This window comes from Fibrobacter sp. UWB15 (assembly GCF_900177705.1).
In the GTDB taxonomy this organism is placed as follows: Bacteria; Fibrobacterota; Fibrobacteria; order Fibrobacterales; family Fibrobacteraceae; genus Fibrobacter.
In genome coordinates, this window is sequence record NZ_FXBA01000001.1 from 1,028,812 (window position 1) to 1,054,906 (window position 26,095).

A 26,095-nucleotide genomic window follows, 5' to 3' on the forward strand; every position below is an offset into this window, starting at 1 on the left:
AAATATTACATATAAACAAAAAGGGCCGCATTGCTGCGGTCCCTTTTTTCGCTTTTGAGCGAGAATTATTCCACCGTGATGAGGGTGACGGTGCGCTTGCCAACCTTGATTGGCTTGCTCACATCAACACCCTTCTTGGCCTTCTTGGACGGATCGTTTGCCCAGCCTTCCTTCAGCTTTTCGGTGCTGCGGTCGAGAGTCTGGACAGTGGCCTTGCCCTTGAAGCCCGGAATGTTCAACTTGAGTTCGTAGTCGCTGTACGGGCTCTTGTTGATCACGAGGAGGCTCTTCTTCTTGCCGTTTTCGGTGTAGTAGGTCGTGATGAGCGATTCCTTGTCACCGGAGATTTCGGTCTTGAGGAGCTTGCCGCGGAGAGCGTCGGAAGCCATCTGGAATGCCCAGTAGCTCGGACGCGGGCAGTTCATGCATTCTTCTGCAGAACGGGTCAAGTAACCGTAGTCACCGCCTTCCGGAGTGATGTCGTTGTGGATATCCCAGTACTGTGCGTTGTCCACGTTTTCGGTGGCCAACATTGCGAGGTAGTCAGCAACGAACAGACCGTTTTCGAGAGCGATGGTCTGCGGACCCGGGTTGAAGTCCACGGAGTTCCATTCGGTGAGCCAGAGTTCGATCTTCTTGTCCTTCTTGAAGTGGCTGGTCCACTTGTCCACAACCTTATGGAGACGGCTGTAGATAGGAACGAGGTCCTGCGGAGCAGAGAGGAGTGCGAAGTCGTTTTCTTCACCGAAGTGCTGCGGATAGTGGTGAACAATGAGACCGTCGGCAATGTCGCCGGTTTCCTTGAGCACGTTGTCGTTCCACTGGCCATCGAGCACGCCGAGCACGGCCACCTTAATAGTCGGGTCAACCTTCTTCATGGCTTCGATGAACTTACGGGCGCGCTTACCATAAATGGTACCGCCGTCCTTACCATACTTTTCGTAGTACGGGTGCCAGTTACCATAGACTTCGTTACCGATTTCCCAGTAAACGATGCCGGCCTTCTTGTCGATGTTGGTGTGCTTCACCCAAGCAGCGGCTTCCTGTTCGGTACCGGAACCGAAGTTCACGGTGAACATGGCGTTAGAACCGGTCTTCTTCAACCAGGCGAGGAATTCGTCGGTATCGACCATCCAGTCGTGGTTGTCGAGGATTTCCTTCCAGTGGTCGTCATCGGCACGGAGACCACCCGGGTAACGGATGATGCCGTGGTTGATGCGCTTGGCGTATTCAGCAGTCTGAACCTTGAACTTCGGATTGTCGAGCATGTCGCCATCCCAAAGTGCAGCGTTGATACCGAAGAGGCCGCCCGAGATGTTCGGGTTGATCACGTCGCCGGTACCCTTGACTTCAACCTTCACGAGAGCCGGACGGGCTGCAGCCTTGACTTCCTTCTGGTTGGTGAGCTTGATGTTATCGATTTCGAAGCTACCGTTAGAACCTTCTCCACCCGGTTTGAAGTCAAGAGAAACAACACCCTTGAGGTCGAACTGACCGTTTTCCTTAGCGTTAGGCGGCTGGTAGTACGGGAACTTGCTGAAGGAGCGGAACGGAACGATCACCGTGGTGCGACCGCGAGGTACACCGGTGTTGGAAACGAAGAGTTCGTTTCCGGCGTCGCCGATCTGAACCGTAATGGACTGCCATGCACGTTCGGAGTAAACGTCGAACATGATGCCCCAGTGGTTCGTCCAGTCACGCTGCTTGGCGTCGTGAGCGGCAGTGTTCTTGGTAAAGTCAAGAACGAAGTCCACCCAGTCGGACATTTCGAAGTGCTTGATGTAGAGGCTGTTGCCGTCGAGCTTGGAGCTCTTGTACGGCATTTCGATTTCGGCCTTGGACTTCGGACCGAAAGACGGTTCCCACTTGTCCTTGGCGAACTTGCCTTCGAAGTCAGAAATCACGACATCCGGAGCCTTGGACTTCCAGTTATCCCACTTGATATCCGGGTCAACCCAGTCGATATTTTCGGTGAAGGTAATCTGGTCCACAAAGATGGTCACAGGAGCCGGCTTGCCCGGTTCGCCCTGGTTTTCACCCTTGCCCACAGAGAAACGGATTTCCTGAATCTTGTTCCACTGCACGTCCTTGGCAACTTCGGCCTGCTTGTTAGCGTCCCAAGCCTTACCCTTGTCGCCGAACTTCTTCAGAGGAATCTTGACGAGCTTCCAGTCCTTGCTGACCTTGGAGCCTTCGATCCAGTCGTTCAGGCTGATCTTGGTCTGGCTCTTGATGTCGTTACCCTGGTTGTCGAGGATACCCACGTAGACCTTTTCGCCACCGAGCTTACCCTTGATCCAGAAGTAGAGACCACCCTTGTTGCGAACCTTGGAGAGGTCAATGAACTTGCCTTCGCCAAGAGAGTAGGTCACACCGGACCAGTCGTTGTTATCGATGTACAGGGCGAGCACATTCGGGTTGCCCTGAGTCTTGGAATCAGCTTCGCGCTGGGCAGAAAGACCACCGTAGCTGTAGCTGAAGCCCTTGAGCTGGTTATCGTAGAACGTACCGTTCTTGACAGGCTTAGCCTTGCCGTCGAGCTTTTCGGGGTTCTTCGGGCCGTCAATGACGTCGTTGTTTTCATCCCAGTAGACAACCTTCTTCTTCGGGGCAGCCTTCTTGTTGCCCTTCACGATTTCGATGTTGTCGACCCAGATTTCGAAATCAGACGCGCCACTCTTGTCGATAGAGAAGCGGATTTCTGCAATCTTGTCCCAGTCGATACGGGCCGGGAATTCGGACTTGCGGGTGTTGTCCCAGTACAAGCCACGGTCCGGGAAGTCCACGAGAGGAATGGAAACCTTCTTCCAATCCGTCGTCACGGCACCGCCCTGGATGTACTTGTTCATCGGGAGAACGACCTGAGTCTTCTTGCCGTCAGAAACTTCTTCATCCAAAAGACCGACCTTAACGGCTTCGCCACCCTTCTTACCCTTGATCATGAATTCGAGCTTGGAGTCGAGCATGAACTTATTGAGGTCGAAGGTTTCGTTGTACAAGCAAACAGAAGCGCCCGAATATTCGCTCGGGTCGAGCTTGATGTTCAAGGCAGCCTTAGACTTGTAGCCGCCGTCCTTAGTAATGGTGATACCTTTGCTCTTGCCGCCGTAAGCGTAGTCAAAGCCCCCCGGACGATACTGTTCGTCGAAGAACTTGTAAGGAACTACACGCGGAGCTTTCGGCTGAGCCATTGTAGCCGTGACACCGAAGCCGAGAAGGGCGACGGTAGCGGCAGTCAATGTACGCTTCATCATATGATCGTGTCCTTTTTTTGTGTTTTTTAGTTTGATTTTGAAATTAAAATTTTCGCGTTCAAAAAGGGAGCACGCGACTTAAAGTCGCGTTTACAGATTGAACCGCTTAGGTAATTACTTGGCTTCCTTGAGGAGCTTTTCAACCAGTTCCGGGCTGAAACGGTCCTGACGCTTGCCGTTGATGTAGAAGTTCGGAGTACCCTGCACGCCGACTTCGGTACCGAGCTGGAAGTCCTTGTCGATACGGGCATTCATGGCAGAATCGAGAACCATGTCCTTCTTGAACTGTTCAACGTTCAAGCCGACCTGCTTGGCCACTTCGACATAGATGGAATCACCGAGTTCGCGGCTATGCGGAGCGAGCGCGTAGCGGTATTCCCAGAACTTGCCCTGCTTGTGTGCTGCGATAGAAGAGGCTGCTGCAGAGCGGGCGTTGGAGTGGAAGCTGAGCGGGAAGTGCTTGTACACGAACTTGATCTTGTCCGGATACTTTTCGTTGAGTTCCTTCATGACCGGAGCGATGCGGGAGCAGTACGGGCACTGGAATTCGGTAAATTCAACAATCGTGAGCTTCGGGTTCTTGGTGTTGCCAAAGACCGGGCTGTCTTCGTCGGGAATGTCCCAGACCTTGTTGTCCGCTTCCATTTCGGCGCGGGCCTGTTCCAGGGAGATGCCACGCTTGTCGAGAGCGTACTTGATGATTTCGAATTCTTCCTTGACCTGCTTGAAATCCTTTTCAAGGTTATCAAGCCTGGCCTGCTGGTTGAACGAACCGCCAGCGGAAGCCTGATTGCAGGCAACGAGACCAGCGAAACATACTGCGAGAGCAACAATGGGGAGACGTTTCATGTTTTTCCTTTTTGATGTTAAAAAATCTGGGCAAGCGCAATACTTACCTGTGTAAGGGAAATATATAAAATAGTAGAAAGTTGAAAGTAGACAGTAGGCAGTGGTTAGTGGTTAGGAATGAGGAATGTCAGATGACCCAAAAAAAGAAAAACCCGAATGTAAATTCAAGGATACATTCGGGTCGATATAAACGAAATAAAATCTGTGTTCCCTAGATTCCCGTGCTGCCGAAACCGCCGCGGTCTGCGCCGTCCAGCGGGCCTTCCTCGAAAGTAAGCGTGGGCTGCTGCTCCATGATGCGGAACTGCGCGATGCGGCTACCCTTCTCGATGGTCACGTCGCGGGTGGCGTACACGGGCATTTTCCACCAATCATTTGCACCACAGTAGCTAGAATCTACCACACCAACAGAATTCGCCTGCAAGATGCCGAAATTCTTGAATGTGGAACTACGCGGGGCGATATGCGCCTCGTAACCCTCGGGCAACTTCATCGCAACGCCCAAATGAATGAGCCTGAACTCCCCCGCCTTGAGCGTCACGGTCTCCGCCGCCGCGAGGTCAATCCAGTCGGACTTGCCGCCCACATACGTGAGGCGCTGAATAGAATCGTCGAGGTACTGAATCTTAATCGTCTGTGATGCCATAAGCCAAATATAAATAGTTTTCAAAACAGTCTATTTCAAGCATAAGCCACCAGGCGAAACAAACAGGATTGTCTAAAGTAGTTTTTACACAACGCAACAGCCTGTTTCTTGCATTTGTGCCAAGCCATAGGTATATTTGAGCCGTAAACAAAAAGGAGTTTAAATGCAGACCTACGAAATTCTCAAGAACATCCGCGAAAAGCACAATCTCACCCAAGACCAAATGGCCGAACGCATTCACGTGACCAGGCAGGCCGTAAGCCGCTGGGAAACCGGCGAGACGCAGCCGAACACGGAAATGCTCAAGGTATTGTCAAAGGAATTCAATGTTTCCATCAATACGCTGCTCGGTGCCCCGCGACAACTTTTTTGCCAGTGCTGCGGCATGCCCCTCGGTGACGATGCGATGATTAGCCGCGAACTCGACGGCAACTTCAACGAGGATTACTGCAAGTGGTGCTATGCCGACGGCAAGTTCGCCTACACCGACAAGAATACGCTGCTGGACTTTTTGCTTTCGCACATGCCTAATCCGGAAAATACGCCAGATGCGGAAAGGCGCAAGTTCTTCGATTCGCACCTCTCGCAATTAAAGCATTGGGCAGGCTAAACGCCTCAAATAACGGCGTCAATTTTTTCGTTCCAGTGGTCCGTGGTTTCACGGGCCACTTCGTTTCCACAGTCGTAGATGCACAGGACGCAGATTTCATTCACGACTTCGTAATCGGAGCCGCCATTGAACACGTTCGCATTGCCGTATTCTTCACGGTCTTTCCACAGGTAGACTTTGCAGGCGTGTTTTTCGGATTCCGCCTTGCAGTAGGCAGCAAGCATGTCTTCGGTAAGGTCAGCGGCACAAGTCGCGGCACCCGCAGCCCCATTCACCACCAAGGGCGACGCAAGGATTTCGGCAAGCGTTATGACGCGCGTGCCATCCTTGGCCAAAATTCGCCCGGCGATGTTGTATTCGACTTCCATATAATTAAAAAATCATAGCAACATTTGCACCAAATCTATGATTTAAAGGATCAACTAAAGGTGCTGCTTGTAAATTTATTGTATATCGTCTTTTATATTGTTTCAAAATATTCTCATATTCATCGGCTCGTCTTAATTTATCTGTTCCTCGAGCCCTAAATACAATTCCTGCCAAAAATAATGGAGCGCTAACAGCTAAACTTATTTCACCTGCAAGAAGATATCCATCACTTACGTCTTCATTAATTTCGTAATTTGTAACAAGAATTGTTCCTGTAGCAATACCTGCAAGACCTAGAATTAACAATATATTTCCTGTAAAACGACTCCTATTTCCAACAGCCAAGTAACGATTTACCAAATCCTGATAATAAGCAGTACTATCTTCTGCTAAAACATCTTTTTCAATTTTATTTCGTGAATCTTTATGAATTTCTTTAGATGTTTTTTTCTGCTGTACATGATAAAGAGGAATTTCTCCTTTTTCATGTACAAGACCAATCGTTTTTCCCTGTTCATTAACAACGTATGTGGTATCCATCTCTTGTGCATACAGCACAAAAGGTAAAATCAACACTACTATAGCAAACAGAATTTTCATGGTTCTACTCTAGGTCTTTTTGTAGTTTCTTAGCGGCCTTGTCGGCGGCCTGTTCCAGACGGGCAGGCTTTTTCGCAAGATTGCGGATGAGGCCAAACAAAGCGGAAAGTTCGTTGCGCGTGGGGTGCAGGCGCTGCAAGAGCGTATTGAGGAAGTTGTCGCGCCACGACTGGTCGTGATACTGGCCCGTCAAATAGCGGTCCAAGAACTTCTTGAAGCTATCAATTTGGTCGATGGTCGCCGGAGCCGTTTCGCAGGCACCCTTGCTTCCGCGCTTTGCACGACCTTCGCCGTTCGCGAGCGCACCGCTGCGGCAAAGTTCGTAAAGTCCCACCGTCACCGCCTGCGCCAAGTTGAGGCTCATGAGCCCCGGCACTGGAATTTCGCACTGGTAGGTGCAGGCGTTCACTTCTTCGGTTTCGAGGCCGCAAGATTCGCGGCCAAACACCAGCGCAATCGTTCCGTTCTCGGGCAACAATTCCGAAAGCCCAGGCATCATCGTGTGCTTGATCGCAGACCCGTAAATGCGACGGCTAAACGCGACGGCACAGGCGCAATCACCGATGGCATCTTCGAACTTGTGCACGATAGTCGCCTTGTCCAGAACCTCGTGGCTGTTCGGTGCCGTGTGGTAAGAATTTTCAATCACCTTGTCACGCTTCGGATAAACAATATAAAGTTCATCGAGGGCGTAGCAGTGCATGGCGCGGGCCACAAAGCCCACGTTGTGCGGATGTTCCGGTTCAACAAGTGCAACTCTGAATTTACGCATAGGATAGTAAGAAGTAGACAGTAGACAGTAGACAGTGGTTAGTAGTTAGTAAACAGGGGTTGGAGGGACGTTCCACTTGAAACCCTTGCCACGGATTTCGTTTTCGATTGTTTCGCCTTCGGCGATTTCCGCGCCGACATAAATGACGGAATGACGGATTTTCACACCTGCGGGCAGTTCGACGCCCGGTTCAACGACAGCTTCGTTCGCGTCGCGGCCTAGTTCCTTGAGGCGAGCTTCCACCGCAGCCATGAGACCTTCGGGCGAGCCCATGTCAATCCAAGTCGCATGCAACTGCGTCATATCAATAAAAGGTGCACGCCCCGCCGCAATTTCTTGCTTCCAGAATTCGCGGATATCGAATTCACCGTCGCGGATTCGCGAAAGAGCCTCGTCGCTATACCAAGAAACGCCAGAGAACGTCGCGGGCGCACCTTCTGTAGCGCCGAAACGGCCGACCACGCCGGCCAAGCGTCCGTCTACACCGACGCGGAAAGTATTCACCTTCGGAAAATCCACCGCGAGCAATGCCACCTGCGGCCCATTCGGCTGAGCGGCCAACGCCTGCGCATTTTCAACAAAAGCCTTCAAGTCAAAATCGCAATAGGCGTCGCCATTCATAATCAAGAGCCCACCGCGGTAGCCCTCATTATAAATACGCTTGAGCGGCCCTGCCGTCCCCAAAATGTCAGGCAGCTCCACCCAGACTTTTTCGAAACCTAAAGTTCCACCCGCCGAAACGACCTGTTCGGCCAGGTAATGGGCATTTGCGTGCAAACGAACGTTTCCGATAGCACGCGCCTTACGGGCCTGCAAGTCGAGAATCGAGGCATCAACCACGGGAACAAGGGGCTTCGGCACGTCGTTCGTGAGCGGACGCAGACGGGTTCCAAGGCCTGCCGCCAGAATCAAAACATTCAGGGAATCGTTATTCACAAGGGAATTTTCCATTATATGTATAAAGATAGAAAAAGGCGTTCTAAAAAAAAATAACACACATCCGCAAAGCAAGAATTCTATTTTTAAGGCACCATGAAGAAACGTTACATTGCCCTTATCGTTCTCGCGGCCCTGATTGTCGTTGTCATCGCCGCCCTCAAAATCGCCCCCGGCGTAGCCAAGAACTACGTAGTCGAACACTCCGAAGAACTCATCGGCCGAAAGATGAAAATCGAAAACGTGGAATTCAGCCCGTTTACGTTTACCGTCACCGTCGACGACTTCGCCATCTTTGAACCCGACGGCTCCACTCCCTTCGTGGCATTCGAAAAGTTCCGCATCAACGTGAACCCCACGCGACTCCTCGCTAAAGAAATCAGCGTGAGCGAAATCTACCTGAAAGGCCTCTACACCCGCGTAGCACAGAGAGGCGACCTGTTCAACTTCAGCGACATTCTCAACAAGTTTGCCGCCGACTCGACAGCCGACACCACCGCCGCAAAGGAAGAACCCAAGGTCGACGCCACCGCAGCGGACTCCGCCCAGGCCCTGAACCTCGACCCGACCGAAGCCTTGGGCGGATTCAGCGTCGCCATCGAAAACATCACTCTTGAAAAAGGCAACATCATTTACGAAGACCTCAAGGTGGGCTCCAAGATCCACATCCAGGACTTCTCCGTCGCCATTCCCGCCGTCTACTTCAGCAACAAGAACACCGACATCGGCGTGAACCTCAAGTTCGCAAACGGCGGCGACCTGGGAGTCAAAGTCCAGTTCAACATGAAGACGCAGGACTTCGGTGTGAACGTCACGCTCAACAAGCTTGCGCTTGCCGTCGCAAAGCCCTACCTCAAGGACTTCATCAATTACAAGGATTTCGAAGGCACACTCGGCGTGGACCTGAACGTCGCGGGCAACGTGAACAACGTCTTGTCTTCGAACGTGAGTGGTACAGTCTCTGTCGACGACATCAAGCTCACCGAAACAAGCGGCAAGGCAATCGGCGTTGCACACGTCGGCGTAGGCATTGCCAAGGCAAACGTAAACGAAATGGATTTCCGCGTGGATTCCGTGATTGTAGACGGAGCATACGCACACCTCGACCTCTTAAAGAACGGCAAGACCAATATCGACATTTTGCTCGAACCGCTGAACAAGCCCGCAAAGGCCGCCCCGGTCGACACGACAGCAAAGGATGAACCCAAGACCGCCGAAAAGTCCAAGCCACTCAAGGCCGTGATCAACAAGCTGCAAGTGGTCAACACCAACGTTTCTGCATCGGACCACACGCCCAAGCAGACCTTCAACTATAAAGTCAGCAACATCGCCGTCAACGGTTCCAACATCAACTTCAACACCCCCTGCACCATCAACGTTTCTGCAGCCTTCCCCGAAGGCGGTGCACTCACGCTCAAGTACAAAGGCGCACTCTCCGACATCGGCACCATGGACGCCTACATCAGCGTGAAGAACCTCGCCCTCAAGCACTTCTCGCCGTATAGCCACCACTACACCGGCTACCCCATCAGTTCGGGCACCATGGCATTCGCCAGCGAAAACAAGATGAACGACTGGAACATTGAAAGCAAGAACACCATCGACATCTACAACATCGACGTCGCTGACAAGGACGGCTCCACCGACCCGGAATACATGGTCCCGATGAAGGTCGGCCTCTACATTCTTAAAGACAAGGATGACAAGATCCAGTTCGACGTTCCCGTAAAGGGCAACGTGAAGGATCCGGAATTCTCTTACCTGAAGATCGTATGGCAGACCGTGATGAATTTGCTCATCAAGGTGGCGCTCTCGCCGCTCAAGGTGGTGGGTAACGTGGCCGCCACGGGCGCAGGCGTTGTGGGCATTGACCTCGGCAAGAACGACGAAATCTACATCGATCCGCTTGCAAGCTCGTTCACCAGCGAACAGTTCGCCAAGGCCCAAAAGATGGTCGAAGCCCTCGCCAAGGACAAGAAACTCAAGATGAACTTCGTGCAGAACTTCAACATGAAAAAGACCGTCGAAGCCTACAAGACGCACAAGCTCAAGACCGACTTCTACAAGGCCACTCAGAACAAGACGACGCTCAACGAACTCGACGAAAAGGCCATTGTCGCCATCGAAGACAAGGACAGCGCCTACGCCGCCTATGCCGCAGAACACGCCAAGGAACTGGACCGCAAGACCATGGAAAAAGAAATCCTCGCCATGGCCGAAGCCCGCAACCAGGAACTGCTCAAGACCTTGCAGCAGCAACCCGGCGTGACCAAGAAAAACGTCACCGTGACTACGGCCCCGCGCGGTTCACTCACGCAGAAGAAGGCCATGTACAAAGTGCAGATTGATGTACAGTAGGAAGGGGAAGGGTTTCCCCTCACTGCAAAAAGAGCGCCTTTAAGCGCTCTTTTTTTCGTTACCCCTTCGCCTAGGGGCGTAGCCCCTAAAACCCAAATTTAGTCGCGGAGAAATCCGGTAAGCGGATCAGAGGCAGAAGCGCCGCGGGTCAGCACGCGGCCAAGGCCAGCGAGGTACGCCTTGCGGCCCGCTTCAATTGCCTGTTTAAAGCTCTGCGCCATGAGCGGCAAATCGCCGGCGGTTGCAAGTGCGGTATTCGCCATAATCGCGGCAGCGCCCATTTCCATGGCAGCGCATGCTTCAGAGGGCTTACCGATACCTGCATCTACGATAATCGGGAGGTCTATTTCATCGATGAGAATCTGGATGAATTCGCGAGTCGAAAGTCCCTTGTTAGACCCAATCGGAGCGGCAAGCGGCATCACGGCTGCGGCACCCGCGTTCGCGAGGTCGCGCGCCACGTTCAAATCCGGGTACATATACGGCATCACGACGAAACCTTCTTTCGCCAAGGTTTCTGTCGCCTTGATGGTTTCGTAGTTGTCGGGCAAAAGGTACTTCGTGTCGCGCATGATTTCGATCTTGACGAAATCACCGCAGCCGAGTTCGCGGGAAAGTCGCGCAATGCGCACCGCCTCTTGGGCGTTGCGTGCGCCGGACGTATTCGGCAACAACGTTACGCCCTTCGGAATGTAATCCAGAATATTTTCGTGATCTTTAGTGTTTGCACGGCGCACGGCGAGAGTGACAATCTCTGCGCCAGCATCGCGCACAGCAGCCTCAATCAGCTTGAGGGAATACTTTCCGGAACCTAGAATAAAGCGGGAATTGAATTCGTGACCACCAATAACGAGTTTGTCGTCCATAAAGCCTTCTTTTTTGCAAGGCAAAATATAGCAAAGTTCAACAAAACAAATCCGATCCTGACATTCGTCAGGATGACATCGGAAACGAGATGCTACTCTAACCCAAGAATCAAGCGGATAACAGCCAAAGCCTGGTGGGCGGCGCAAAGCATTACACGCGGGGCAACCAGGCCGATTCCGTCATTCACGTCACTTTTGCCGTCACCGCAAACATAAAAGCGCTTTGTCACCTTGCGGGTCGTAATCGAATTACCGCTATCGAAGCCCGCCATGCCGGAACCCGCGACCAAGAACTTTTCGGGCATGTTTTCGAGCACCGTGTTCACAAGCATCGCCTTCGCTTCGGCATTGTCAAACGCCTCGCAAACCACGTCGGCCTTGGCCAGGAGCGGGACCGCATTTTCGGCAGTCACCTTTTCGAAATGCGTCTCATATTCCGTATACGGCGCAATCTCATTCAAATTCGCAAGCAAGGCATCAGGCTTCGGCATGCCTACCTGGCACGCCTTATACTGCTGGCGATGCAAATTCGTCACATCAACGCAATCGAAATCAATCAGAATGAGTTTACCGACACCGGCACGAGCCAAAGAAATCGCGATATTCGAACCGAGGCCGCCCAAACCGCAAACAGCAACCGTTGCCGCCTGCAACTTTCGCACAGCCTCTGCACCCTGCCGCTTTTCAAGCGCAGTAAGCATTTCTTCGCGAGTAGGCTCGCGGGAATCGCGCATCTGCGAAAAATCGGCTTGCATCACCCGCCGCCTACAAAATTCACGACCTCGACGACATCGCCGTCGGCAAGCACCGTCTCGGCATACTTTGCCTTCGGAACAATTTCCTCGTTCCGTTCCACAGCGATGCGCACGGTATTGTACCCCGCTTCCGCAAGGTATTCGGCAACGGTCTTGCCCGCCGCATCGACACTCTGTCCATTAATCGTAAGCATAGAACAAATATAAAAAAACAAAAAACCGGCATCACACGCCCGTTTGTAGACAATATATTTGTTTTGTAATTTACACAACATATTCTGTCATACTTTTGCTATTAAAACTTATATTTGCAGACAAACAAGGAGACTCAAACGTGAAAAAATATTCCCATGCATGGATTGCCTTTATGGCGATTAAGCGTTTGGAAGTTATCGCCACCACAACCGACGAAAAAGTCATTAGCGGTGTTAGCGAAAAAGTACGTACAGAGGCAAAAGCCCTGGTCAAATGGTTCAAGAACTACCGCGACTTCGTTATCAAGGGAGCCTGGTACCCCGACGATGTTTTCAAGGACATGGCAACGAGCCACATCGTCAAATACCGCCCCGCCGAAGACGGCACCTACAACACCTTCGGCAGTTTGCCCTCGACCCATAGCATTTACACCAAGATGTCCAAGGAATCGCCGCTCAAGGGCAAACCCTACACAATTGAAGGCGGCAACTGCGCAGACCGCTGCGAAGCTATTTCGCACAGCATCATCGACAACTTCAAGATGCTCAACCGCGAAGAAAAGGGTTGCCCCATCGCCACCTCCGGCAACCACATCGCCATGCGATTCTTTATCTTGAGCCATTACATTGCCGACTGCCACATGCCCCTGCACTGCGACTGCCGCCCCTATTCCGACGGCAAGGGCATTCACGGCGGAATCGAAAAGAAATGGGAAGACGCAATCAGCAAGGCATACAAAATCGACAAAGACAACAACCGATTCTTCTACGACCCTGACGGATACCCGCTACCGCTGACAGCATCTTCGTTTACCACGAACGTGGAAAACGACATTGCATCCCGCAAGTACATGCACGGCTGGGGAGGCAAGAACAATAACGTATGGGACTACATGAGCATCGTTTCGCAGTATTCCTACCTGTTCTCGTATTTCTTGATTCCCGAAGATTTCGAAAACACGAAATCCATGAAGGAATTCGAAACGGAAACCGAATGGGGCAAATATTTCGAGATGTACAGCACCATGATTTTTAACGATGCCATTGATTCCGTCGCCCGAATCTGGCTGCACATCTGGATCAAGTACAAAGACTGGCTGAAGTAACCCTAGAACATCACCCTGTACGGGATTTGCTTATCATACCGCCGCCCCTTGAGGTCGCGGTATTTTTTGTTTTGAGCAGGCAGCCGCATATCGTCGCGGGATACGGCCGGACGCGCGAATTTACGGATTGCAGTCGTCGAATCCTTCACGCCTTCGTCAAACTTGATGTTGCCGAGGAGCGTTTCGCCGCCGAGGCCTTCCGCCGTCAGGTAGAAGTCCTGCACGCCCTTGAGTTCCGGCAGGTTGCTGCACCGCACGTCAATCCACTTGCTAGCGTCACCCGCCGAGGGCAATTCGCATTTCGAAATCACGTCGCCCTTCTTGCTATCCTTGCGGATGTTCAGCGTACCGCCCGCGCCGTTCTTCACCTGCACAAGCACGCCCGGGCCCACGATGGAATCCGTAATCACGTTCTCGAAAATCGCGTAGCCGCCGTCCTTGATGGCAAATTCGTCCTTATCCGTCAAACGCACGCGGATGCCGTTGTCAAAGCCGTTCGCCGGAATCGTGTCGCGGATAATGCGCAAGAAGTCGAGGCGGTCAAGTTCCGCATAGTGCTTGCCCTTCGTAATCTCGATAAAGTTCGAGCCGCGCTTGAGTTTCGCGGGGATGTACACCACCGACTTCTCGGGGAATGCGCTCCACGCGCCCGTCAGCGGCAGCGCCACTTCCTGGTTCTTGCCGTTGATGCTCACGAAGTGCGAACTTCCGTTCGCGCCGTCTTCGGTCCAGTTGTTGTCGTAGCGGTAGCGAATCAGGTACTCGCCTGCCTGCGGGATAATCATCGGCAGGCGAATCTTGCTGTCTTCATAATTGATGTAGGCGCAGAATTCGCCGTTCGATGCATCGGAGCTGCTCGAGATATCCACGTGCGTAAGGATGCCATGTTCCGCCTCGGCACTCAGGTAACGCCCGAGGAACGGCTGCCCCAGTTCCGGCCAACCGTCGTCGGTATAGACGATATCGCGAACTTGTATGTAAGAGTTACCGCCGTCGTTCTTGTCGTAGTAATGGTTCACGAAACGCTGGCGGTTCACGTCTTGGAACGCCTCGCCGCCCGCAGGCCCGTAGTAGCGCCCGTAACGGCTCAGCAGAATCGTGCCGCCGCCATTCAAGAGCGCCTTGCCGCTGCGATCCACGTACCCGCCGTCGATGCGGTTGGAGCGCCCGACCGTCGTCTTGTAGGAATTGTTCTCGAGGTCGGCGCCCTTCTTGCAGCAATTGTCCCACGCCGTAAACAGGTAGTAGTAACCGTCGTGCTCGATGAGGCTTGCGCCCTCGATGCCCGAACCGCCGCGGTTCGCGATGTTGATCATCTTCGCACCGTCTTTCACCTTGCCTGTTTCTTCGTTCAGTTCCAGAATGTGGATGCCCGTGCCCCACGAACCGAACGCCATCCAGACCTTGCCATTCAGGTCCTTCAGCACAGCTGCGTCAATCGCGTTGTAGGCGTCGCTCTTGACCGTGTGAATCACCTCGCCCTGGTCCGTCCAGCCGTAGCCGGGCTTTGTCGGGTCGATTTCCTTGCTCGCCATAAAGCCCATGCCCGACGAGCGAATGCCCATCTCGGAACCGCAATAGTACATGCGGTATTCCCCGCCAATGTAATGAATGTCCGGCGCCCAAATGTCAATCATGTTCGGCGCGTACTTGTAAAGCCATTGCGAGAACTTCGGCATGGCGGGCTCGCCGTTCTTCCAGTTCAGTGCATCCTCGGAAAACTGCATGAGCATGTGGTTGTCCGTCGTGGCAAGCGCATAGCCATCTTCGTAACGGATGATGTCCGGGTCATGCCCCGACCAGCGCGTCTCCTTCGCGTACCAATCGGCCGCAAAGGCCGAACAAGCTAAAGTAAGTATCGCCGCAGTCGTTACGACAGACGCCTTGCCAATCCCGAATTTCATTTTTCCTCGCTTTACCCATACACCACTCTCTAAATTTATACTCCCCTAAGACATTCGTCAACCACCCAGCGGTCCAATACCATTGATTTTTTCACAACAAGAAACAGCGTTTTTCAGCGTCAAACCGCTTGCGAACCCGCATAAATAAAGGTATATTCAGAAAGCAGGTTTTATAGGGGCTCTTTATGAGCCGAGGGAAAACAAAAGCCTCGAAAGAGGCTTTCATTATTTCCAGTTTTTTACAACATCTTCTATAATTAGTGAAAATAGGAAAATACCCCATAACGTAAATAAACCATATCCAATAGTCTTTAAAATATCACCAAATCCCATTGTTGAACAAATTACCGCTTCTACAAGGCACAATTTAAAGAACGTTCTCTTGCTCATTATGCCGTCAAGATCATAATACAAGAAAGGGATTAGAGGCAAACCAATAAGAAATACCGCAAGAGAAACAAATCTCCATCCGTCAGACATAAAGAAATTAGTCAATGATTCTGTCATGATTTTACCCTCCGCTCCAATATTCCTTCATCAATAAATATACACAAAAATTCCCGAAAGTGCAACACTTTTCGGTAACCTTTTGGTGTATGCAGTCTTATAGGGGCTCTTTATGAGCTGAGGTAAAACCGGCAAAAATGGGCTAGGAGAAACAGGGCTTTTCATGTTTTTTTCTACTATTTAACTGTAGAAGAGTGAGGGAAATTTTATGAAGTATGGTTTGTTAAAAGCCTTTGCGTTGGGATGCGTCTTCCCACTCACTATAGCGCTGAATGCGTGTGACGACGACGGTTCTACCTCTAGCCCGGCGGAACAGTTGTCGACGGAGGTCGACCAGGCAAAGACAGGCTCCGAATCTACAAAGTCTTCGAGCAGCACGAAGGCCGGAGGTTCCTCCTCTTCTTCAGAGAAATCAAATAACGCAGCCAAAAGTTCCAGTTCAAATTCAAAGGGCACCTATTCCCCCTGTTTGAACACGAGTGTTAGCTATGGGAAAGTGACTGACTCCCGAGATGGGCAGGTCTATAGAACTGTAACCATTGGGACTCAGACCTGGATGGCCGAGAATTTGAATTATGCTGCTTACGTTGATGTTCCTATTTCCTTGAATGATGAAGGACCTTATAAGTCTGATTCATCGAGTTGGTGCTATGACAATGATCCGGTAGATTGCGAAAAATATGGTCGATTGTTCACTTGGGGTGTCGCAATGGATAGTGCTGCGCGGTACTCTACAACAGGAAAGGGCTGCGGCTATGACGGTGGAAACATGTGCACGACAAGTGGATTTGTTCGTGGAATATGTCCCTCTGGTTGGCACTTACCCTCTGCTGAGGAATGGAACCGACTTTTAGTTGCTGTAGGATCGAGGCCTAAGATTGTTGGCGGTCTTCCTATGGCGTACAATATCGGGTCTAAATTAAAATCGTCATGCGGATGGGACGAGGACGGTAATGGGACGGATGATTTTGGTTTTTCCGCTAATCCCGCTGGTTCTGCCACAACAGGTTACTTTCATGATTTGGGCCAAAATGTATACTTTTGGTCGTCTGATGCCAATGGTTATGTCTATGGTATTTCATGGAAACTTTCTAAGAGTAATGACCTTATGAAAGCGACTAATTCTTTGAAGTTCTATGGACGTTACGTTAGATGCATGAGGGATGAGGTAAATCTGCCAGAAAGTATGTCCCTTTGCGGTGTAAAAAAAGACAGTTGGGTTTATTTGAATCCGAACATAGATTACGGTTGTATGACCGATAATCGAGATGGTCAGGTATATGCGACTGTATCCATCGGTTCCCAAATTTGGATGGCGGAAAATTTGAATTATGAGCCACGCGACGGGTGGAGCGCGTGTTATAATAATACCGCTAGATACTGTGATGTGTATGGTCGCCTTTATTCTTTTGCTGCGGCTATGGATTCCGTGAATCAAGGTGGTTGCGGACGCGGTGTTGATTGTACGCCAAACATTCCTCATCGTGGAATCTGCCCAGATGGCTGGCACATACCTACGAGAACGGAATTTGACACATTGCTTTCCACGGTCGGTATTGATGATTCTACGAGGTCTGTTGGCCTGCGTTCCAAAGCCTGGATGTTGGGATTGGATGATTATGGTTTTTCGGCGGCGCCAACCGGTCATGCCTATATATGTGGGGAGGATGAATCTTTCTCGTCGCTTGACGAGATAACCGATTTTTGGTCCGTGGACGGATCGTTGTATATTAAAGATTATTCTGCAAAGTGGACAAATGGCAACGGACGATGCTATCCGCGAAGTGTCCGCTGCATAAAAGATTGATAAAATTCAATTCTAGTCCAGGCAATTGTTGATTTGCTTGCGAATGTTCATAGGGCCTCCAAACGGAATCTTTTAATTTGTTATACCCCCAAAATATCCTTTTTTCTAATCCTATGAACGGGAAATGCTTTTTTTCGTCTTATAGGGGCTCTTTATGAGCCGAGGTAGAAACTCGTTCAAAACTCAAATTTCAGCCTTTCCATTCTGCAAATTCGGCCAATCCGTCAATATTTATTGACAATTCAAGCAAAACAATATATATTTATTGACATTATGGGTAAGAAAAGCGTAACTCTACTACCGAAAACAGGTAAAATTCTTGAACAGATGGGAGAGCAAATCCGTCTGGCTCGCATGCGTCGTAAAATTTCTGTCGCGCTTGCTGCCGAAAGGGCGGGCGTCAGCCGAGCATCGGTATGGGCGGTGGAAAAAGGTTCCGCGGCAGTGGCCATCGGCATTTACGCAGCAGTACTCCACGCCATAAGCGGCATGGACACCGACCTTCTCAAGGTCGCCGCAGACGACGAACTCGGACAAAAACTCCACGACATCGAACTCCTGAAGAAATATCACCCGGAGGGCAAGTGAAGCAGATTTTGGTTTACGAGAACTGGCTGCGCGCAGCCCCCACGCGCATCGGCACGCTCTTTGTGGAAGGTGCAAGAGGCAAAGAAGTCTGTTCATTCGAGTACGACAACGAATGGCTAAAGCACTCCGGTAGCTTTATGCTGGACCCGGACCTGTCCCTTTTCAAGGGTCGGCAGTTCGTTCCTGTCGGCAAGGAACTTTTCGGCATATTCGAAGATTCGTGCCCCGACCGGTGGGGACGCACGCTCATGGACCGGCGGGAATCCATAATCGCCCGGTCCGAATCGAGAAAGCCCCGAAAACTCACGGAAAGCGACTACCTGCTCGGCGTTCACGACATGTCCCGCATGGGAGCTTTGCGGTTCAAAGCGAACGAGGACGGCCCCTTCCTTTCGGACGATTCCGACATGGCAGCCCCTCCGTGGGTCGCCCTCCGCAAACTAAACGACGCCGTAGCCGCATTCGAAAGCGACACCACGCACTCGGACAAATGGCTACAGATGCTAATTGCGCCGGGTTCCTCGTTAGGGGGCGCACGCCCTAAAGCAAACGTCATTGCACCGGATGGCAGCCTTTGGATAGCAAAGTTTCCTTCCAAGAACGACAAGATAAACTGCGGCGCTTGGGAAAAAACGGTCTATGAACTTGCGGAAATGTGCGGATTGAACGTTTCGGAAAGTCGCCTTGAAAAATTTTCGCGATACGGTTCCACTTTTCTCGTAAAAAGATTTGACCGAGAGTCCGGTCGGAGAATCCACTTCACGTCGGCTATGGCCCTGCTCGGCCACACTGACGGGGACGATGACTGCGGATACACCGAAATCGCCTCCTTCATCAAGTCTGCCGGAGCAGCGCCCAAAAAGGACCTTCTTGAACTCTGGAAACGGATTGTATTCAACATTCTCGTATCCAACACCGACGACCACTTGCGTAACCACGGTTTTCTCTTGTCCGAAAAAGGGTGGACGCTTTCGCCCCTGTTCGATGTAAACCCGAATCCGTACGGGGAATTCCTCTCGCTGAATATTTCTGACAACGATTCCACACTATCATTGGAACTCGCCCAGGATGTTTGCGAACTTTACGGAATACCTGCGGCAAAAGCAAAGGCGACCATTACCGAAATGCAAAAAATCGTCAAAGCAAATTGGCGTAAAACCGCAACAAGGAACGGGATTTCCCGTAACGAACAATCCTTTATGGAAAGCGCCTTTGCATCTAGGTAATCATCCAATTTTTCTGATTTTTTCAGCGTCAAACCGTTTGCGAACCCGCATAAAATAAGGTATATTCAGAAAGCAAGTCTTATAGTGGCTCTTTATGAGCCGAGGAAAACGTAAAAAGTTTCTTTGACAAGTATTTCGGAATCTGCGGATTCGAGGAGTAAAAAATGGAACAATCAGGCATAATCTCTTTTATAACGGCTAACGGAGTTGTAATAGTAATTGTGCTACTATTACTTCTAACGCTATTAATCGCCTTTGTTGCACTTTGCGTAACTGAAATCAGTTGGATATATCGTAGCAATAGAGAGCAAGCAGACAAACTTGAAGAAATTAAAAATAGTCAAAATGAAAGTTTCAATTCTCTAATAGGAGTCGTTCGTTCTCTCAGAGAAGATGTTGAAGAAGTGAAAGAACTTATCGACCAAATTGAATGTGACTCCAACCAGGAAGAAACGAAGAAATATCAAGAAGAAATGGTTAAAGCGCAAAGAAACATTGTTTCCTACTTAAAAGAGCAAATATCTCCAGAACAGGTGCGCGCTTATTTTACAGCCGATGGCATGAAAATTCTAAATCTTGTTATAGAGAATCAAAACAAATTTTATTCTTTCGATAACGTATCATTGTCAATAGATTATGTTGAATCATACAACAAAAATGAGTCTGAAAAAATCAAGAAAATGTGCGACATAATCGATTCGGTAAAAAATATCTCTGTCGCACCGGAAGAACACTACGTAATTCCTTTAGATAAAGCCGACATGACAATAAAGGAGATTTATATAGAGGCTAAAATTTCGATAACAGTGCATATCACAATCACTTACTGTATCAACAACGTTCAAAAAGAAGTATCTGTGGAACTACCTCTTTTTTAAGCAAAAAAATACAAAACCTAACTAAATTAGGTTTTAAATCTTATAGGGGCTCTTTATGAGCGAAGGTTAAACCTCCGAAGACTCGCCCACCCGCTTCTTGAAATTGACCTTACTCTCATTGGAAAGCAAGAAGTCTATCTCCATGGAGTTGCGGTTGCCAAAAATCACCCCTTAGAACATCACCCGGTACGGGATCTGCTTTTCAAAGCTACGGCCCTTGAGGTCGCGGTAGGCCTTGCGGGCGGGCACCTGCAAATCGTGGCGGACAGCACGCGGGGCAATCGCGGTCGTTCCGCTGCTGGAACTAGACTGCGGTTCAGCGGTTCCTGAGCTGGTCGAAGGGTCGCTGGAGCTGGAAACTGGGTCGCCACACGGTGCTTGGTTACAGACAACCTGCATCGGCTCAAAGATGAGATTCCCGAGAATCGCCTCGCCGGAAATTCCCGATGCCGTCAGGTACAGGTCCTTGATGCCGCGCAGGCCCATATCGCCCGAGCATTTCGCCGCAGACCAGCCGCCACCCATGAGAGATCTATTTGACAGGTCACATGTGAAGACCGCAGTCCCGTCCTTCTTGCCGTCGCGAATCACGATCTTACCCGACGAAGCATTTTTCACCTGAAGGAAAACGTCTCCGATATCCTTGAGCGAATCAAGCACCACGTTCTCGAAAATCGCATAGCCGCCGTCCTTGATGGCGAACTCGTCGTCCTTCGTGAGACGCACGCGGATGCCGTTGTCAAAGCCGTTCGCGGGAATCGTATCGCGGATAATGCGCAAGAAGTCAATGCGGTCGAGTTCCGCAAAATTTCCGTTCGGCGAAGGTTCCAGTTCGATGAAGTTGCCACCGCGCTTGAGTTTCGCAGGCACCATCACCACAGAATTTTCGGGGAAAGTGCCCCAGGAACCCGTCGGCGGAAGCGTCACCGTCTGCGACTTGCCATTCACTGTCACCTTGTGCGTCGCGGCCGCATCGCCACCGTTCGCGTAGCGGTAACGTAGCAGGTAATCGCCCGCCTGCATGATGTTCATCGGCAGGCGAATCTTGGAGCCCTCGGTATTCACGTACGCGAGGTATTCCCCGTTCGAGGCCGTATTGCTCCGCGTAATCGCGAGGTCGCCCGAAACAGCGCGGGTCAGCGCGCCGTGCTCGACTTCGGCGCTCAAATAACGCCCGAGGAAGGGCTGTCCCATCTCAGCCCAGTTATCCTCGGTGAAGACGACATCACGTATATGAATGTGATTGTACTTGTCTCCGTTCAAGTCGTAGTAGTGGTGCACAAATCGCACGCGGTTCAGGTCCTGGAAGGCTTCGCCGCCGCCCGGGCCCACGTAGCGCCCGTAGCGTTCCAACAGAATCGTGCCGCCGCCGTTCGCCATATTGTAACCCGCGCGGTCCTTGTACGGTCCGGTTACTTTATCTGCACGACCGTAAGCCGTCTTGTAGGTGGTCTGCTCGATGTTTGCGCCCTGCTGGCAGCACTTGTCCCATGCGGTGAACAGGAAATACTGCCCGCCATGCTCAATCAGGCTCGGGCCTTCTTCGGCGCCGCCGCTCGCGCTGCTGGTACGGCGCGCAATGTTGTAGACCGTCTTGTCGTCGCTCGCCTGGTAGCCTGTCGTTGCATCTAACTTAATCAGCTGAATGCCCAACCCGAACGAACCGAAAGCCATCCAGTAATTGCCCTCGGTGTCACGCACAACGTCGGCGTCGATGGCATTGTACTTGTCGCTAGTCGTCGTGTGGAAAACGTGGCCGTGGTCGGTCCAGCCGTAGCCCGATGAGCCCGGCATAATGGACTTTGTGGACTGGTAGCCGATTGCCGAAGAACGCTTGCCAAAGACGGACACGCAGTAGTAAACGCGGTACTCGCCGTTCATGTAGAAAACGTCGGGAGCCCAGATGCCCTCGGTGCCCGGAGCATAGGTGTAGGCCCACTGCGGAATGGCGCTCACGGTCGACTTGTGGTCGCGCCAGGTGTATGCGTCTTCGGATGTCCAGAGCTGCAGATTGTTGTTGGTGCTCATGAGGGCGTAGCCGTCCTCGAACCGTACCATGCTCGGGTCGTGACCGGGTTGCAAATTATCCTTCGCATACCAGTCGGCAGCGGAGGACGTTGCAACACCAAGCGACGCTCCCAATAGCGCCACGAAACCAAAAGATTTTCCCAGGCCCATAACCATTATAAACTCCCTGACGACACGTCTAATCTAAATATATCTTTAAATCCTTCAAAAGTCAATAGATTTTATATTAAAAAGTCCACACTTTTAGCAAGTTAAAACAGAATTATGTAGGTTTTATCAAAATTTCAAAATAAAAAGTCCACACTTTGCGCGACTACAAAAAAGCCCACCCTGAAACAAGTTCAGGGCAGGCTCTTCAAGTCCAATACAATTGGGCGCGAGCGCTACTGAAGATTACGTGTGAGCGTCGACCCATTCGGCGTTCTTCTTGCAAGCCTCAACAGACTTCGCGAAGGCGGCCTTTTCTTCGTCGCTCATCTTGACTTCGAGAATCTTCTCGACACCGTTTGCACCGACCACGACCGGCACGCCGCAGTAGAGGCCCTTCACGCCGTATTCGCCGTTCAGCTTGGCAGCGCAAGAGAACACGCTCTTCTTGTCGAGGAGGTAGGCTTCGGCCATGTGGATGGCAGAAGTTGCCGGGCTGTAGAATGCAGAGCCGCGGCCGAGGAGGTTCACGATTTCGCCACCGGCACCGGCGGTGCGCTTGGCGAGTTCGGCGAACTTTTCCTTGCTCATGAGCTGAGAAACCGGGATACCGCCCACGGACACGCATTCCATGATGGAAACCATGGTGTCGCCATGGCCGCCCATCACGAGGGCCTTCACGTCTTCGACAGACACGCCCAGTTCGTCGGCAACGAAGCAAGCGAGACGGGCAGAATCAAGCACACCAGCCATACCGATGACCTTGTTGGCCGGGAGACCGGACTGCTTCTGCATGTTGTAAACCATAGCGTCAAGCGGGTTGGTAATCACGATGACGAATGCATCCGGAGCGTTTTCCTTGATGGCTTCGGCAACCGTCTTGATGACGCCGCAGTTCTTGTCCAGGAGGTCGTCACGGCTCATGCCCGGCATACGCGGGAAACCGGCGGTCACGATCACAACGTCTGCGCCCTTGATGGCGGAGTAGTCGGTAGAACCCTGAAGATCCACAGAAGAGTTGATGACAGAGCGGCCTTCCATAATGTCAAGAGCCTTGCCCTTCGGCATGCCCTGAGTCTGCGGAATATCGATAAGGACCACGTCGCCAAGATTCTTCTGGGCGAGCACGAGAGCCATTGTACCACCGATTTGACCAGCACCAACGAGTGCAATCTTCTTTCTAGCCATGATTTAACCTTCCTTTTAAGGTAATTAGATTTTTACGCATCAAATATAGCACTTTTTCGTGTTTCAGACAATGAAAAACACGCCATAAAGCCGAAAAACGCAAAAAATAAGCTAAGTCCACGGGGGGAAGCCTCCCCCTCGCTTCAGCCCCGGCATACGACACGTCATTGCGAACCCCGAATAGGGACGAAGCAATCCACGCCGGGTCTTCCGCTCCCCCCTCGCCTAAGGGCCCTGCCCTTAAAAACCCGTCTTCAAACAGCCCACGGCTCCAGAGTGTAAGCTCTCCTCGCTCACAAGGCCGTTCCGGAATGTTCGCTCGACGACTTATCTTCTTCCGCCTTAGGGCTGCATTCTCGCCGCTGAATTGTCTTCCCGGCCCCCGAGCCGGGATCTCCCTTTTAATCCGAGAAACAAAAACGTCATTGCCAGCATAGCACTAGCGCCTAACTATAACCATTTAACGCGCTGGCCCCTGTGGGGGAAGCAATCCACCCTAATAGAGAGCGCTCTGGCTCCGCCTGCACCGCACGCTCACATGGCCTCGGCCTTTGGCCGACGAATGTTCGCTTTGCGGTCAGGCTCTCGCCTCCGCTTTCGTCACTGTCTAGACATAAAAAAGGAGCGATTTATCGAAATTCACTCCTAGTGGGTTTAGTTGTCTTTTATGTTACAAGCAACTAGAGGCCCTGTTCTTTATAAACATCAGGCCAAAAGAGGATAGATTTAGACATAGTTAAAAACTCCTTTTTATTCCTTTATACAACGAACAGAATACATCATGTAAGTCGCTCCATAAGAGTAATACAAATCATTTTCTTCATCACGTATTCTCAAAAAATATGGATCTGATTTGCTATTCCAATAGAAAAAATAAGCCCTTGACAAATTATCATATCCAATTACACTATTGTTATAATTTCCTGCGGGAATCGCAGAAAAGCCACTTTCATTTGTACCAGGGGTTGATTCCCAAGAATCTCCTTTTATTTTTAAAACAACATTTTCACCCAAATGGGATATTAATTTTTCCCAATCTTCTTTTTTAGGAATACTCCATCCATCAGGACATATCCCTTGACGATTAGACGCAGTGGTTTTGTTTAGAGCTACTTTTCTAAGATATAGCCTTCCAAAAATGTCACATTTTTCGCTATCCTCTTTTGAATTTTGCGCTCCACCACCACAAACTGTTCCTCCACTATAAATTGTTCCTACAGTATCTTCTGGCATATAATTTAAGTTTTCGGCCATCCAAATCTGTTCACCAATGGTTACTGTTTTATATATTTGGTTGTCACGCAAATCCGTCAAGGTATTGTTTTCTGCGTCATAAATGCTCATTGCCGACGAAGACGATTCAACAGGCTTTTCACTCGACGAACTTTCCTCTACTTTTTCGCTGCTGCTGGATTCTACAGGTTTCTCGGAACTGGAGGATACTTCGTTCTTTTCGGAACTTGAAGATTCCTCGACCTTTACGGAACTGGAGGATTCTGCAGCTTTCATCGAACTCGATGATTCATCCACCTTGGCAGAACTTGAAGAATCTTCAACCTTCGCCGAACTGCTACTTGACTTCGCACTGCTGCTGGATACACTTGTCTCGCTACTGCTCGACTGCGGTGTAACGCTGGACGAAGACTCGTCGCAATCTTCGCAAATGCTCGATGAAGAGCGGATTGCTTCGCTCGAGACGGGGGTGACATTTTGAATAGAACTGCTGGACCTTTCGAATTCGCTCGACGAGGATTCTTCGACAGCCTGCACTGGCGACTTGTCGCTCGAATCGTCGCCACAAGAAACGACCAGTGCCATGCCGCACACGGCAAGGCTCGCGACTAGAAAACGCCTAAAGGCTACACGGGGGGGGGCAATAAATCTCATAAGCTTCTCTCTTTGCATCAAATATGCATAATTGTCTTAGCCCACTGAGGAATATCGTCGGTATATTTTTTTACCAGTTTCCCATCAGACATTCTGAACAAAAGCGAAGCGTCCTGGTCTTCAACCGAATTGTCATAAACATAAAGACGATCCACCGATGGGATTATCTTCTTGCAGTTGAAAATTGATTTCTGGTATCTAGAAATAATCTTAGAAATCGGGACATCATGACCGCCCTGTATCACTCGCTTTGCAATTCTAGCGGCATTGATAGATGGGTGTGAGGTCGCGACAAAAAACAAACGAATGAAATAACCTTGCTGTTTCGCACGGCAAACAAAGTCGACTTTTTCGTCCGAAGAAAAAACGGACTCAAAAATAAGGCTTTGTCGGTTCTTCAAAGATTCTTCGCGCCAGGACTTGCAATAGCGGGCAGCATCAAGAACCGCTTCAGGGGAATTCCAGTCCCCAAAACGTTCCTGGGCGATATTGTCTGGGTTGATATAGACAGCGTTTTCCAACCATTCATGTCTAAGAATCTTTGATGTAATGGTCGTTTTTCCCGAACCATTAGGGCCGGCAACAACAATAAGTACTGGGCGATGTTCTTCTGTCATGAC

26 protein-coding genes are annotated in these 26,095 nt (G+C 50.8%); 9 read left to right on the top strand and 17 right to left on the bottom strand.

Annotated features, from left to right (window positions below; translation table 11 throughout):
• Positions 1–65 precede the first annotated feature (65 nt).
• The 3 genes from B9Y58_RS04280 to B9Y58_RS04290 form a co-directional block, all read right to left on the bottom strand.
• Positions 66–3,254, bottom strand: coding sequence for a carbohydrate binding domain-containing protein (locus B9Y58_RS04280; protein WP_073054509.1), 3,189 nt, complete (start codon positions 3,252–3,254; stop codon positions 66–68).
• 114 nt (positions 3,255–3,368) lie between these two features.
• The gene (locus B9Y58_RS04285; RefSeq protein WP_073054510.1) at positions 3,369–4,103 is read right to left on the bottom strand and encodes a DsbA family protein; all 735 of its coding nucleotides are present in this window, start codon (positions 4,101–4,103) and stop codon (positions 3,369–3,371) included.
• Positions 4,104–4,314: 211 nt separating this feature from the next.
• Positions 4,315–4,749, bottom strand: a complete 435-nt coding sequence (locus tag B9Y58_RS04290; RefSeq protein WP_073054512.1) for a dUTP diphosphatase — start codon at positions 4,747–4,749, stop codon at positions 4,315–4,317.
• 163 nt (positions 4,750–4,912) lie between these two features.
• Between B9Y58_RS04290 and B9Y58_RS04295 the strand changes: the two genes are divergently transcribed.
• Positions 4,913–5,359 (top strand): zinc ribbon domain-containing protein, encoded by a 447-nt coding sequence (locus tag B9Y58_RS04295; RefSeq protein WP_073054514.1) that lies wholly within the window; start codon positions 4,913–4,915, stop codon positions 5,357–5,359.
• 5 nt (positions 5,360–5,364) lie between these two features.
• Here B9Y58_RS04295 and B9Y58_RS04300 read toward each other — a convergent pair whose 3' ends face one another.
• From B9Y58_RS04300 to B9Y58_RS04315, 4 genes are read right to left on the bottom strand one after another with little or no spacing between them, the layout of a single operon-like run.
• Positions 5,365–5,727, bottom strand: coding sequence for a hypothetical protein (locus B9Y58_RS04300; RefSeq protein WP_073054516.1), 363 nt, complete (start codon positions 5,725–5,727; stop codon positions 5,365–5,367).
• Positions 5,728–5,731: 4 nt separating this feature from the next.
• Positions 5,732–6,328: a hypothetical protein gene (locus B9Y58_RS04305; protein ID WP_143154646.1), complete on the bottom strand. Its 597-nt coding sequence runs from the start codon at positions 6,326–6,328 to the stop codon at positions 5,732–5,734.
• Between the two features lie 4 nt (positions 6,329–6,332).
• Positions 6,333–7,100, bottom strand: coding sequence for an RNA methyltransferase (locus B9Y58_RS04310; protein ID WP_073054520.1), 768 nt, complete (start codon positions 7,098–7,100; stop codon positions 6,333–6,335).
• A gap of 45 nt (positions 7,101–7,145) precedes the next feature.
• Positions 7,146–8,051 (bottom strand): sugar phosphate nucleotidyltransferase, encoded by a 906-nt coding sequence (locus B9Y58_RS04315; RefSeq protein ID WP_233247833.1) that lies wholly within the window; start codon positions 8,049–8,051, stop codon positions 7,146–7,148.
• A gap of 81 nt (positions 8,052–8,132) precedes the next feature.
• Here B9Y58_RS04315 and B9Y58_RS04320 point away from each other — a divergent pair, with 81 nt between their 5' ends.
• Positions 8,133–10,394, top strand: a complete 2,262-nt coding sequence (locus B9Y58_RS04320; protein WP_073054522.1) for a DUF748 domain-containing protein — start codon at positions 8,133–8,135, stop codon at positions 10,392–10,394.
• Positions 10,395–10,492: 98 nt separating this feature from the next.
• On the opposite strand, the gene B9Y58_RS04325 is transcribed toward B9Y58_RS04320, so the two are convergent.
• The 3 genes from B9Y58_RS04325 to thiS form a co-directional block, all read right to left on the bottom strand.
• Positions 10,493–11,260: a thiazole synthase gene (locus tag B9Y58_RS04325; RefSeq protein ID WP_073054524.1), complete on the bottom strand. Its 768-nt coding sequence runs from the start codon at positions 11,258–11,260 to the stop codon at positions 10,493–10,495.
• Between the two features lie 92 nt (positions 11,261–11,352).
• The gene (gene thiF / locus B9Y58_RS04330) at positions 11,353–12,015 is read right to left on the bottom strand and encodes a thiamine biosynthesis protein ThiF (RefSeq protein ID WP_233247834.1); all 663 of its coding nucleotides are present in this window, start codon (positions 12,013–12,015) and stop codon (positions 11,353–11,355) included.
• Complete coding sequence (thiS, locus tag B9Y58_RS04335) at positions 12,015–12,209, bottom strand: sulfur carrier protein ThiS (RefSeq protein WP_072978161.1); 195 nt, start codon at positions 12,207–12,209, stop codon at positions 12,015–12,017. The genes thiF and thiS overlap by 1 nt, the downstream gene beginning before the upstream one ends.
• Positions 12,210–12,349: 140 nt before the next feature.
• Between thiS and B9Y58_RS04340 the strand changes: the two genes are divergently transcribed.
• The gene (locus B9Y58_RS04340; protein ID WP_073054526.1) at positions 12,350–13,315 is read left to right on the top strand and encodes a phospholipase C/P1 nuclease family protein; all 966 of its coding nucleotides are present in this window, start codon (positions 12,350–12,352) and stop codon (positions 13,313–13,315) included.
• A 2-nt stretch (positions 13,316–13,317) separates the two neighbouring features.
• On the opposite strand, the gene B9Y58_RS04345 is transcribed toward B9Y58_RS04340, so the two are convergent.
• The 3 genes from B9Y58_RS04345 to B9Y58_RS14850 all read right to left on the bottom strand — a co-directional run bounded on the left by B9Y58_RS04345 (position 13,318) and on the right by B9Y58_RS14850 (position 16,182).
• A complete protein-coding gene (locus tag B9Y58_RS04345; RefSeq protein WP_233247835.1) occupies positions 13,318–15,219 on the bottom strand; it encodes a family 43 glycosylhydrolase in 1,902 nt (633 codons plus the stop codon).
• A gap of 225 nt (positions 15,220–15,444) precedes the next feature.
• Positions 15,445–15,726 carry a hypothetical protein gene (locus tag B9Y58_RS04350; RefSeq protein ID WP_073054528.1) on the bottom strand — a complete coding sequence of 94 codons (282 nt, stop codon included), beginning with the start codon at positions 15,724–15,726 and terminating at the stop codon, positions 15,445–15,447.
• A 180-nt stretch (positions 15,727–15,906) separates the two neighbouring features.
• Complete coding sequence (locus B9Y58_RS14850) at positions 15,907–16,182, bottom strand: hypothetical protein (protein WP_233247836.1); 276 nt, start codon at positions 16,180–16,182, stop codon at positions 15,907–15,909.
• Between the two features lie 40 nt (positions 16,183–16,222).
• On the opposite strand from B9Y58_RS14850, the gene B9Y58_RS04355 reads away from it, so the two are divergent.
• The 4 genes from B9Y58_RS04355 to B9Y58_RS04365 all read left to right on the top strand — a co-directional run bounded on the left by B9Y58_RS04355 (position 16,223) and on the right by B9Y58_RS04365 (position 20,225).
• Positions 16,223–17,533: an FISUMP domain-containing protein gene (locus tag B9Y58_RS04355; RefSeq protein WP_255370608.1), complete on the top strand. Its 1,311-nt coding sequence runs from the start codon at positions 16,223–16,225 to the stop codon at positions 17,531–17,533.
• A gap of 327 nt (positions 17,534–17,860) precedes the next feature.
• Positions 17,861–18,121, top strand: coding sequence for a helix-turn-helix domain-containing protein (locus B9Y58_RS14720; RefSeq protein ID WP_290918602.1), 261 nt, complete (start codon positions 17,861–17,863; stop codon positions 18,119–18,121).
• Positions 18,118–19,347, top strand: coding sequence for a type II toxin-antitoxin system HipA family toxin (locus tag B9Y58_RS04360; RefSeq protein WP_073054533.1), 1,230 nt, complete (start codon positions 18,118–18,120; stop codon positions 19,345–19,347). Before B9Y58_RS14720 ends, B9Y58_RS04360 begins: the two co-directional genes overlap by 4 nt.
• Before the next feature lie 164 nt (positions 19,348–19,511).
• Entirely contained in the window at positions 19,512–20,225 is a 714-nt protein-coding gene (locus tag B9Y58_RS04365) for a hypothetical protein (protein ID WP_073054535.1), read from the top strand.
• 171 nt (positions 20,226–20,396) lie between these two features.
• Here B9Y58_RS04365 and B9Y58_RS04370 read toward each other — a convergent pair whose 3' ends face one another.
• From B9Y58_RS04370 to B9Y58_RS14555, 3 genes are all read right to left on the bottom strand, one after another.
• Positions 20,397–22,409 carry a family 43 glycosylhydrolase gene (locus tag B9Y58_RS04370; protein WP_083532204.1) on the bottom strand — a complete coding sequence of 671 codons (2,013 nt, stop codon included), beginning with the start codon at positions 22,407–22,409 and terminating at the stop codon, positions 20,397–20,399.
• Between the two features lie 237 nt (positions 22,410–22,646).
• Complete coding sequence (gene mdh, locus B9Y58_RS04375; RefSeq protein WP_073054537.1) at positions 22,647–23,588, bottom strand: malate dehydrogenase; 942 nt, start codon at positions 23,586–23,588, stop codon at positions 22,647–22,649.
• Between the two features lie 750 nt (positions 23,589–24,338).
• Positions 24,339–24,932 carry an FISUMP domain-containing protein gene (locus B9Y58_RS14555; protein ID WP_158278317.1) on the bottom strand — a complete coding sequence of 198 codons (594 nt, stop codon included), beginning with the start codon at positions 24,930–24,932 and terminating at the stop codon, positions 24,339–24,341.
• Between B9Y58_RS14555 and B9Y58_RS14560 the strand changes: the two genes are divergently transcribed.
• Positions 24,925–25,302: a hypothetical protein gene (locus B9Y58_RS14560; RefSeq protein ID WP_158278318.1), complete on the top strand. Its 378-nt coding sequence runs from the start codon at positions 24,925–24,927 to the stop codon at positions 25,300–25,302. The genes B9Y58_RS14555 and B9Y58_RS14560 overlap by 8 nt on opposite strands.
• Positions 25,299–25,433, top strand: coding sequence for a hypothetical protein (locus B9Y58_RS15025; RefSeq protein WP_255370605.1), 135 nt, complete (start codon positions 25,299–25,301; stop codon positions 25,431–25,433). Before B9Y58_RS14560 ends, B9Y58_RS15025 begins: the two co-directional genes overlap by 4 nt.
• Positions 25,434–25,492: 59 nt before the next feature.
• Here the strand turns inward: B9Y58_RS15025 and B9Y58_RS04385 are convergent, their stop codons facing one another.
• A complete protein-coding gene (locus B9Y58_RS04385; protein WP_073054541.1) occupies positions 25,493–26,092 on the bottom strand; it encodes a zeta toxin family protein in 600 nt (199 codons plus the stop codon).
• Positions 26,093–26,095: the final 3 nt, after the last annotated feature.